The sequence below is a fragment of the Acidobacteriota bacterium genome (assembly GCA_003225175.1).
Classification (GTDB): Bacteria; Acidobacteriota; Terriglobia; order Terriglobales; family Acidobacteriaceae; genus Gp1-AA112.
In genome coordinates, this window is the sequence record QIBA01000071.1 from 71,810 (window position 1) to 81,908 (window position 10,099).

9 protein-coding genes and 2 tRNA genes are annotated in these 10,099 nt (G+C 57.6%); 8 read left to right on the top strand and 3 right to left on the bottom strand.

Annotated features, from left to right (window positions below; all coding sequences use genetic code 11):
* Positions 1-2: 2 nt before the first annotated feature.
* The 4 genes from DMG62_21015 to DMG62_21030 all read left to right on the top strand — a co-directional run bounded on the left by DMG62_21015 (position 3) and on the right by DMG62_21030 (position 3,046).
* A complete protein-coding gene (locus DMG62_21015; GenBank protein PYY21024.1) occupies positions 3-1,049 on the top strand; it encodes a 2-oxoglutarate ferredoxin oxidoreductase subunit beta in 1,047 nt (348 codons plus the stop codon).
* A gap of 156 nt (positions 1,050-1,205) precedes the next feature.
* Entirely contained in the window at positions 1,206-2,228 is a 1,023-nt protein-coding gene (locus DMG62_21020) for a dihydroflavonol 4-reductase (GenBank protein PYY21025.1), read from the top strand.
* On the top strand, positions 2,165-2,947 hold the full coding sequence (locus DMG62_21025) for a nucleoside phosphorylase (GenBank protein ID PYY21026.1): 783 nt from the start codon (positions 2,165-2,167) through the stop codon (positions 2,945-2,947). The genes DMG62_21020 and DMG62_21025 overlap by 64 nt, the downstream gene beginning before the upstream one ends.
* A 21-nt stretch (positions 2,948-2,968) precedes the next feature.
* Positions 2,969-3,046 (top strand) — tRNA-Arg (locus DMG62_21030).
* A gap of 82 nt (positions 3,047-3,128) precedes the next feature.
* On the opposite strand, the gene DMG62_21035 is transcribed toward DMG62_21030, so the two are convergent.
* The 3 genes from DMG62_21035 to DMG62_21045 form a co-directional block, all read right to left on the bottom strand.
* Positions 3,129-3,710: a hypothetical protein gene (locus DMG62_21035; GenBank protein ID PYY21027.1), complete on the bottom strand. Its 582-nt coding sequence runs from the start codon at positions 3,708-3,710 to the stop codon at positions 3,129-3,131.
* Positions 3,711-3,785: 75 nt separating this feature from the next.
* Positions 3,786-5,180 carry a hypothetical protein gene (locus DMG62_21040; protein ID PYY21028.1) on the bottom strand — a complete coding sequence of 465 codons (1,395 nt, stop codon included), beginning with the start codon at positions 5,178-5,180 and terminating at the stop codon, positions 3,786-3,788.
* Positions 5,181-5,290: 110 nt separating this feature from the next.
* On the bottom strand, positions 5,291-6,130 hold the full coding sequence (locus DMG62_21045) for a hypothetical protein (protein PYY21029.1): 840 nt from the start codon (positions 6,128-6,130) through the stop codon (positions 5,291-5,293).
* Positions 6,131-6,551: 421 nt separating this feature from the next.
* Between DMG62_21045 and DMG62_21050 the strand changes: the two genes are divergently transcribed.
* The 4 genes from DMG62_21050 to DMG62_21065 all read left to right on the top strand — a co-directional run.
* Complete coding sequence (locus DMG62_21050) at positions 6,552-7,829, top strand: threonine synthase (protein ID PYY21030.1); 1,278 nt, start codon at positions 6,552-6,554, stop codon at positions 7,827-7,829.
* Between the two features lie 138 nt (positions 7,830-7,967).
* Positions 7,968-9,212, top strand: coding sequence for an alanyl-tRNA editing protein (locus DMG62_21055; protein PYY21031.1), 1,245 nt, complete (start codon positions 7,968-7,970; stop codon positions 9,210-9,212).
* 90 nt (positions 9,213-9,302) lie between these two features.
* Positions 9,303-9,378 (top strand) — tRNA-Ala (locus DMG62_21060).
* Positions 9,379-9,487: 109 nt separating this feature from the next.
* On the top strand, positions 9,488-10,099 hold a 612-nt coding region (locus DMG62_21065), incomplete at its 3' end, for a hypothetical protein (protein ID PYY21032.1).

Genomic DNA, 10,099 nt, shown 5'->3' on the forward strand with positions numbered 1-10,099 from the left:
TCATGGCGATCACCCCAACATCCACTCCGGCCCCGAAGACGAACCGGCTCGGGCTACAGGTTATCGAGTACCGCGGCGGCAAGACTACGCTTTGTGCCGGCTGCGGACACAACGCGATCTCCGAGCGCGTGATCGACGCTATGTATGAGATGGGCGTGCAGCCGGAGCGCGTGCTCAAACTCTCGGGCATCGGCTGCTCGTCCAAGACCCCAGCGTACTTCATCGGCCGCGCGCACAGCTTTAACTCGCTGCATGGCCGCATGCCTTCGGTTGCCACCGGCGCCGTGCTCGCCAATCGCGGCATGCTGTCAATCGGGGTGAGTGGCGACGGCGATACTGCCTCGATCGGCATGGGACAGTTCATTCATCTGATGCGGCGCAATCTGCCCATCATTTACATCATCGAAGACAACGGCGTGTATGGATTGACCAAGGGCCAATTCTCCGCGACTGCCGACCTCGGGTCGAAGCAGAAGTCGGGAGTGATTAACGATCTGCCGGCGATTGATACCTGCACGCTGGCAATCCAAATGGGCGCGACATTTGTGGCGCGTTCATTCTCCGGAGACAAGAAGCAGTTGCTCACGATGCTGAAGGCTGCCATCGCGCATCGGGGCACAGCGATGCTCGACGTGATCTCCCCCTGCGTCACGTTCAATGACCATGAGGGATCGACGAAGTCTTACAAGTACGTGCAAGAGCATGAGGAGGCGATCGCCGAGGCTGGATTCGTGCCGCACTTCGAGAACATCTCCGTCGATTACGATCCGGGTTCTACGTTTGACGTGAGAATGCACGACGGTTCCCATTTGCGTTTGCGCAAGTTGCATGAAGATTACGATCCTACGAACAAGACAAACGCGGTGAAGAACCTGATGGAGTCGCACGAGAAAGGCGAAGTCCTCACCGGCATCTTCTACATTGACACGCAGAAGCCAAACTTCGTGGATCTGCTGCACGTGACAGAGACGCCGCTGGCGCATCTGCCGCAGGAGGCGGTGCGTCCGCCTAAGCGCGTGCTGGATGAAGTGATGGAGTCTCTGAGATAAAACAGGCACTCCGCATTCGGCACTCGGCATTCAGCCAGTACACTTGATGGATTCCCGGCCAGCTCGCGTTCGATCCTGCAAAACCCGAGATAATGTCAGTATTCTCGAAGTCGGTGGTCGGCTAAATGCTGAGTGCTGACGGCTGAGTGCTCTCACATGAAAGCATTCGTTACAGGAGCAACAGGATTCGTCGGCAGCCACGTTGCCGAGCTGCTTCAACAGCAGGGCGCGGAGCTGCGTCTGCTGGTGCGACCCGGAACTCGCACGGACAATATCGATCTTCTTCGCGCCGACCGCGTGGCAGGCCAGCTTGGGGATTTCACCTCGTTGGTCCGGGGCATGGCGGGATGCGACGTGGTCTTTCATGTCGCGGCCGACTATCGGCTGTGGGTGCGCAATCCTGACGAGATGTATCGCGTAAATGTCGACGGCACACTCGCAGTGATGGATGCAGCTCGGCAAGCCGGCGTGAAGCGCATTGTGTATACCAGTTCCGTGGCGACGATGGGATTCCTCTCCGACGGCACGATAGTTGATGAGAACACGACGGTGGATCTGTCTGACATGATCGGTCATTACAAGCGCTCGAAGTTTATGGCCGAACAGGCGGCGCTTAGTGCTGGTCGGGCGGGAGCGCCGGTGATCATCGTGAATCCGACGACTCCGATCGGCGAGCGGGACATCAAGCCCACCCCTACTGGGCGGATCATTGTGGACTTCCTTAATCGCAACTTTCCCGCTTATGTGGATACCGGACTCAATCTCGCGGACGTGAAAGAAGTCGCGCGCGGACATCTATTGGCGATGGAAAAGGCGAAGCCGGGCGAGCGATATATTCTTGGTGGAGAGAACCTCACGTTGAAGCAGATCCTCGATATGCTGGCGGAGATCACCGGCCTTGCGTCGCCCAGCACCAGGGTTCCACATGGACTGGCGTTGGGATTTGCTGCATTCGACCAATTCTTTACGGGCGTGCTGCGCCGCAAGGAACCACGAGCAACGCTTGAAGCCGTGCGCATGGGACGCAAAAAAATGTTCGCTTCATCGGCCAAAGCAGAACGTGAGCTTGGATATCGCGCGTTGCCTGTGCAGGATGCTCTTCGCCGCGCGGCGGCATGGTTTGTGCAGCATGGATATGTGCGGCAGCCTTTACCCGCAGCGATGGGAGTCGCAGGCTAATGGCCCGCGTTGGAATTATTGCCGCCATCTTTCGCGAGGTGCACCCGCTTGTCCGCGGCATGGAGCCCCTCAAGTATCTGCCGGATCGGCGCGTGCAGATGTATCAGAACAGGAATGCTGTCATCGCCTATGCCGGGATGGGACACGAACCCGCCTTCGCCGCAGCACGCGCAGTGTTGTCCGTAGATGAGATCAGCTCGCTGTTGTCGGTTGGATGGGCGGGAGGATTGAATTCGAGCGCGGTTGCAGGCAAGGTCGTGCGTCCTGTGACGGTGGTCGACTCCGTTTCGGGAAAGCATTATTCAGCCGGCGGCAACGATGGTACGTTGGTGACAGTTGAACGAGTCGCCGGGGTCGAAGAAAAGCGGCGGTTGGGCGAGCAATACCAAGGCGACTACGTCGACATGGAGGCGTCTGCGGTCGCCGAATGCGCGCATCAGGCCGGTCTGCCCTTCCACTGCTTCAAAGCCATCTCAGACGCTCATGACGCGCGTCTCCCGGATATGAATCAGTTCAACCGCAACGGCCAATTCAGCGCCTGGCGATTCATCGCTTACATTGCGATTCGCCCGGGACTCTGGCGCGCGGTCTCTGATATGAGCAAAACATCGCTCGATTCTCGCGATGCGCTGTGCAGGCGGTTAGAGCAGTGGATCGCCGAGAGCGTTCAGGCGTCAGCATCCAGCATTCAGCCGGCTGCGAGGAAGACGGCGACTTAACGTCAGCTAAAATGGAGTTACGCGCCCGTAGCTCAGTTGGACTAGAGCATTTGCCTTCTAAGCAAAGGGTCGCAGGTTCGAATCCTGCCGGGCGCGCCATGATGTAACCGTCTCCCTTCAAAATCAGCCGAAGCAAGATGCGGTTCATCCAACTTGGGCAGCCCTGCAGCATGCTGCTTCTCTACCGAATTGGTCCTGATTTTCCGTGGCATTGCTGCATGATTGCGTGTTGAACCATTTTCATCGCAATAGCCCAGCGTTTCCGCGCCTGAGGTTCATCTTCACCATATCCATTTAGGTAAAACGTGATATAGAAGCACGCTTGCCTTTCGGCGCGATGATCGAGGCAGCGGCGAACTGTGCACTCGACGGCGCTGGCCAGTTCGGGAGCGTGTCGCAATAGCTTTGCCAGGGATCGCACGAAGCCCTCGTTTTCCGCGAACTGGGTCCTCCGGTCTTTGTCCACGAAGAGCAGATCCACGTACGATCCGAATTTGCATGGCTCGCCGAAGACCTCATCTTCTGTATTGATTTCGCGGCTTGTCCATGCATCGCATTTAGCAGTCTCAAATGGGGAGTCCGGCGAATTGGCCCAATTCAGGAATTCGGCCAGCTCGGAATAAGCGCAGGCTTCGGGAATCTCCAACAGGAGTTCGGGCTGCCGCTTTAGATCCAGGAAGCGCGACGAGCCGTCTTCGAGCGTCCACGGGATCTCGAGTTGAGGATCGTCGGCGCCGAGTTCGACCGTCCATTCCGCGAGCATGGGTTTTGATTATGACTAACAGCAACTCAAAACCAAAACATGACACGAATCACACGGAACCGTGTAGGTTGATTTTTAGCCGCGAGCCTTTTTGGAGCGCCAGTAGAGCGCCAGTCCGATGAGGATTGCGAGGCTTGTCCCGCCGATCAGCTTTAGTTCGAAGACGGCTGTATTTGTGGTCTCGCCCGGCGGAATCATGGAAATCCCCATGGCTAGAAGACAGATGAGAAATCCCAAGGCGCCAACGATCCAGACGCCGGTTCGTCCGCCCGGTACCAGCACTGCGTCTGGAGTTTGCTCGCGGTCGCTGCGATACGCGAGCTTGATCGCTGCGGCATACATATAAAGGAAGGGCAGAAAGTAGAGGATGATGGCGGCATCCACCAGCACCTGGTAGGCTCCGTTCACCGTCTCGTTTAGTTGCGCCAGGATGAGCACTGCTGCGGAGATGCCTGCCTGGATCAGAATGGAAATGTAAGGCGTCTTCCAGCGCGGATGAATCCTCCCAAAGGCGGAAGGCAAATAACTGTCGATGCCAACGGCAAAGGGAACGCGAGCGACTCCGGCGACGGTGGTGCCCACGCCGCCGGCGTTTCCCACCGTGACCAGCAGGGCTGCCAGCACGCCGAGGAAGCCAAGTCCAACCAGGCTCGAGCCATGCGCAATTGCCTGGAAGACCCCGCTCTTGGGATCGACCTCATTGGGCGCCACAAGCCCCATGGTTGCTACTGTGCCAAGGATATAAATGATCGCTATCAGCACTCCGGAAGCAAAAATCGCGCGGGGAAAGGTTCGCTTAGGGTCGCGCACTTCGTCCGCCATCGCGCAGACCAGCTCCATGCCGGTGAATGCGAATGCAATTTGCGACCAGAAATTCACGGTACCGAAGTTCCAAACCGGGAGTGTGCTGTGCCAGGTGATGTGGGTCTGCGATCCATGCCGCACCCAAACCGCCGCCGCCACTCCTACAAGGATGAGCAGCGGAGCGTACGTGCCTACGCCTCCGGCATTCTGCAGCCATTTACCGATATTGAGGCCGACGATGTTCATGCCCACCGCGACGGCCAGCAGTAACAGCGAACCGGTAAGCAGGAATCCGCGATCGTTGGCGAGGTGCCCGTGTCCGGCGCCGCCGACATAGGCGCTCATCGCTGTGCTCGCTACCAGCAATCCGGGAAAATAGAAAAAGGAATAGACCCAGTAAGCCCAGCCGGCGACGAATCCGTGAAAGTCGCCAAAGGCTTCCCGGGTCCAGACATAAAGCCCGCCTTCCGCCGGAAATCGAGTAGAGAGTTCAGTGATTACTAACGTCGTGGGAAAGAAAAAGAAGACAGCCGCCAGAGCCCACAAGCTGATGGAAGATGTCCCGTTATGGGCCGCAGCGGCGATCCATCGCGGGCCGAGTACGGCTGCGATGTTGAAGAGGAGAACGTCCCAGAAGCCCATCTCGCGGCGAAGCTGCGAGATCACCTCTCGATGGGGTTGAGCCAAGCTCTGCGCCTCCCGTTGGCGGAAAACAAAATCCCGGCCGCTGACGACCGGGATTCAAAGCCTACCAGATTTTGATTGTGAGGCCGCGACTATCGGCGCATGAAGTAGAACAGCGCTCCTCCAGCTATACCCAATGCTCCGAGCAGCAGGATGATCGGTAAAGCCGAGGAAGTCTGCGGCAGCTTCGCGGTGTTCTGAGCATTCTCTACCGGAGCAGAAGCTTGCGCAGGCGCAGGCGGAGCAGACTGCCTCTCGGTGAGAGCCTGATCTTTATGGCGCTGCTGGGCCGCAGTCGCACTGTTCTGACGTGTCGGAGCTGTGGCCGGCTGATCGCTTTGCGGCAATGCCGGCATCCGGTTTTCCGCGACCAGAGTATTTTGCGCCGGTGCTTTCGCCAATTCTGTGGACGCCGCTGAACTCTCCGGTCCTAGATTTCCCGTTCTGACACCTTCAGCATTCAGCCTGGCAATGCTGTCGTTATTGAAAGACCTGGATGCTTTGGGATGCTGAGCTTTAATTGCCCGTGCAATCTCGGCCAGGCTCTGTCTTGAGGTCGCGGCTGCCGGAGCTCCGGAAACAAAGTGCTGAACGCCAAACTCAAATCCTTCATTTCCGCTGGCTGGAGCGCTGCCCGTGAAAGAGGACTCTTGAGCGTTGCCGGAAACCGGCGAGATGAAGTTGGGGTTATAGACCGAAGGTCCCGTAGCCGTCCTGCTATCGTTGGTATTTACATTGGTAAGCGGCGCCCCTACCGCTGGGCCGCTGCCGGGAAGCGCGATGTCTGGCGTAGAAATGATTGGAGCATCGGGAGTGCCGGCAGGGCTTGACGCTACGTTGTACGTGGTTCCGTATCCACCCGTGGTTGTAACTTGACCAACGCATGCCAAAGATGCGATTAAGACCAGAGAGAGAGAAAGTTTACTGAACATTGGAGACTCCTGGGAGGTGCCGCGCACGTTCCCTTCGGCATTGTCGTGCCTTTGTTCTCTGTTGCGCCCTACCAGTCCAGGCGCAGGGATCCTGCAACCTTGGATGTGAGAGCTGCTCAGAGGGATGCGATAGTACCCCTAATAGTCAACAATTTCCAGTGTTTCGGATGACAGCATGACCACTGTTCTTAACCGGAACTCAAGCCTGTTCCAATGTTGCAAACCTTTGTCACCCTCCTTGTCTCGTTGGTGGGCGCTCGTTCCAAAGATGGAAGCTGGGCTCTCAAGGTGGCTGTGAAAAGGCTACTATGGCACTGATTTACCATGGCTTACATCCGTCGAAGCTTCCGCGGTCGTAGAGGCAACGTCTAAACATCCCAGCCGGCAGACGGTGAGCAAAGCAGATTGATACACTTCAATCATGGCCGCACCGCAGGTTCCATCAGCAACTGTTAGCCAATCATCCGGGACCCCAATTGCTTACTTCGAGTGCTCGAAGTGTGGGGAACGCCTTGATGCAAAGGTTCCGCAAACTCTCTGTCCTAGAGATGCCGGTTCGCTGTGGGTTCGCTACGACTTGAAACAGGTTCGCGCTCGCGCTGATCGCGACGATATAGCGTCGCGTACGAATAGCATGTGGCGTTACCGCGAGCTGCTGCCCGATGTTGAACCGGTGACTCTCGGCGAAGGTTTGACGCCGATGCTTGCGAGTCGCAAGCGCCCGAATGTCTGGATCAAGGACGAAGGCGCCAATCCGACCGGCTCGTTCAAAGCCCGCGGCCTCTGCATGGCCGTGACGATGGCCAGGCACTACGGACTAAAGAAGCTCGCGATTCCCTCTGCGGGAAACGCCGCTGGAGCCCTGGCCGCATACGCGGCCGCTGCCGGCATCGAGGCAAACATCTTCATGCCGAAAGACGTGCCTGAGGCGAATCTCGTCGAGTGCAAGGCTTACGGAGCGAATGTAACGCTGGTCGATGGACTGATCAGCGATTGCGCGCGCATCGTCGGCGAGCGCAAGCAGGCAGAAGGCTGGTTCGATATTTCCACGCTGAAGGAGCCTTTCCGTGTGGAAGGGAAGAAGACGATGGGGCTCGAAGTTGCCGAGCAGCTGGGGTGGCGGCTGCCCGACGCGATTTTCTATCCCACCGGAGGCGGCGTTGGGCTGATCGGCATGTGGAAGGCCTTCGAAGAATTAGAGCAGCTGGGATGGCTGAGCTCGGGAGCAAAGCGTCCCAAAATGGTAGCGATCCAGGCCAGCGGATGCGCTCCCATTCCGAAAGCCTTCGAGGAAGGGAAGAAGGTCTCCGAAGCATGGAAGGATGCGCACACCTTCGCTTCGGGCCTGCGCGTTCCCAAGGCCCATGGCGATTATCTGATCCTCGACTTTGTTCGGCGCAGTGGGGGAACTGCAATTGCTATTTCCGACGAGGATATGCTGGCCTCGCTGCTCGAGTGGTCGCGCGAGGAGGGAATTTTCCTCTGTCCGGAAGGAGCAGCAGCTACCGCTGCCTACGACAAGCTATTGGCAAGCGGATTTCTGAAACCAAGCGACGAAGTTGTGATCTTCAACACCGGTACCGGACTCAAGTACATCGATGTGATTGCCCAGGCAATGGGAATCTCGCGCGCGACAAACGGAGCTGGATCGCAGACGCCGGCGCAGCGAAGCATCGGCGGCATTATTGGGCCGTATTAAGAGCTTCTAAGCCTCTAACTCCTAAGCTTCTAAGCAGAGCGATACAGAGCAATGCAAATGTCATTAGTATCTGTGCCGGTCCGATCTGAATGCGAGAAGCTTTTGCTTAGAAGCTCAGAAGCTTAGTAGCTTTCTTTCATGACAGAACGCCTCTACTACAACGACTCCTTTCTCTATGACTTCCGCGCCAGTGTTCTCGATACGCGGGAACTCAAGCGCGACGGCAATCAGTCCACTTGGGCGGTGAAGCTTGACCGAACAGCGTTCTATCCGGCGAGTGGAGGACAGCCGTACGACACCGGCCGCCTTACGACCGAATCCAAATCGGGAGTGCCTCTTGAAATCACCGTGGAGGATGTTTTTGAAGATGAGGAGGGCGAAGTCTGGCATCGGGTTTCAAAAGTCGTGCCGCCGGGCGTCGAAGTGCGCGGGGTAATCGATGGGGAACGACGGCGCGATCACATGCAGCAGCACACTGGTCAACATTTGTTATCGGCAGCTTTCGTACAGCTGCTCAATGGAAAGACTGTTTCGTTTCATCTGGGAGAGGAGATATCGACCATCGACATCGATGTGCCGGGGGTATCGCGGGACGATCTGCTGCGCGTTGAGCGGCTGGCAAACGAGATCATCGCCGAAAATCGTCCGATATCAGTCCACTATGCAACGCGCGAAGAAGCTGCGCAGATGGGAGTACGCAAACTCCCCGAGCGCGCCGGCGAAATTCGTTTGGTGAACATCCGTGATTTTGATCTGAATGCCTGCGGCGGGACGCATGCTCAAAGCACCGGACAAATTGGCGGTCTTCTCATTCGTCGCACGGAAAAGGTGAAACAGGGTTTGCGGGTGGACTTCGTCTGTGGTCTCCGAGCGGTTGCAGTGGCGCGTCGGGATTTCGAGATTCTCAGCGAGGCGTCGGGCTTGTATCCGTGCGCACCGCGCGACTTGCCTGCAAACATAAGCAAGCAGCGCGAGGAGGGTCGTACGATCCAAAAACGGGAAGCCGCGGCACTGGAAGAGCTGGCAGAGCTCAAGGCGGCGCAGCTGATCCGCGATACAGCTGTTGAGCAGGGAGCCAAGCGGATCGTGCAGGTGTTTGAAGATCGCGATGCGAGTTTCATCAAGCTTCTCGCGCAAAAGCTGACGAAGGGTACTTCAGGAGTAATCGCGCTGCTAGGGTCCGCAGCGAATCCGCCCGCGCTGGTATTTGCCCGGTCTTCGGATTTAAGTTCCGATATGGGAACCTTGTTGCGCGAACTCGTCAGTGCAGCCGGAGGGCGCGGTGGTGGAGGCAAGGATTTCGCGCAAGGCGGCGTGCCCGACAAAGAGCGTTTGCAGCCGTTGCTGACCGAAGCAGAAGCCCGCCTTGCGAGCGCAGCGTAATAGAGATTCACTCCCCGCCGAGTGCCTGCCTCAAGAGCCAGCTAGCGAGGCAACTACCGCACTGATAAAATCAAATTCACCTACCAACGTGGGGCTATAGCTCAGCTGGGAGAGCGCATCGTTCGCAACGATGAGGTCGTCGGTTCGATCCCGACTAGCTCCACCACCTCCTAGGTGCTGAAAACAGAATAGGTTATTGGAATTTCGCGCCAATCGTACAATAAACGTACAATGCCGCTCCTCTTCAGGCTCCAGCAAGGCCCGCGAGGAGAAGCATGCTCAGCGTCTATACCAGGCACTATCCACCTTGCGCGCAGACCGACAGCAACTACCGCCGCTGCCGCTGTCCCAAGTGGATGAACGGCACTCTGCCGACCGGCAAGTTCGTTCGTCTCTCAGCCAAGACCCGCAGCTGGGAGTTGGCCGAGCGCAAAGCCCGCGCTCTCGAGCTTGCTCACGACCCGCTACGCCCGCCGGACCAGCCGAATGCTTTGAGAATCCGCATCGAGCAGGCGGTCAAAGATTTCTTGGAAGATGAAGAGGCGCGCCAGCTGGCCAAGACCTCCCGGGCACAAAGCAAAACATTGCTCCAGCGACAATTTTTAGAATGGGCAAAGAGCAACCGGCTCGTCTTTATCGACGAGATCAGCACGCCTCTGCTGCGACAGTTCCGCGCTTCGTGGAAGAACAGCGCGATTACAACGCAGCGCAAGCACCACCGGCTCAACTCCTTTTTCGCCTTTTGCGTCGAGAACGAGTGGCTGCTGCGAAACCCATCAAAGCGGATGAAGGAGGTTCAGGTCACCGTTCAGCCGACCGACTATTTCACCCCAGAGGAATTTCAGCAGATCGTCGACGCAACATTTGCCTACGGCGAGTGGAAGGGC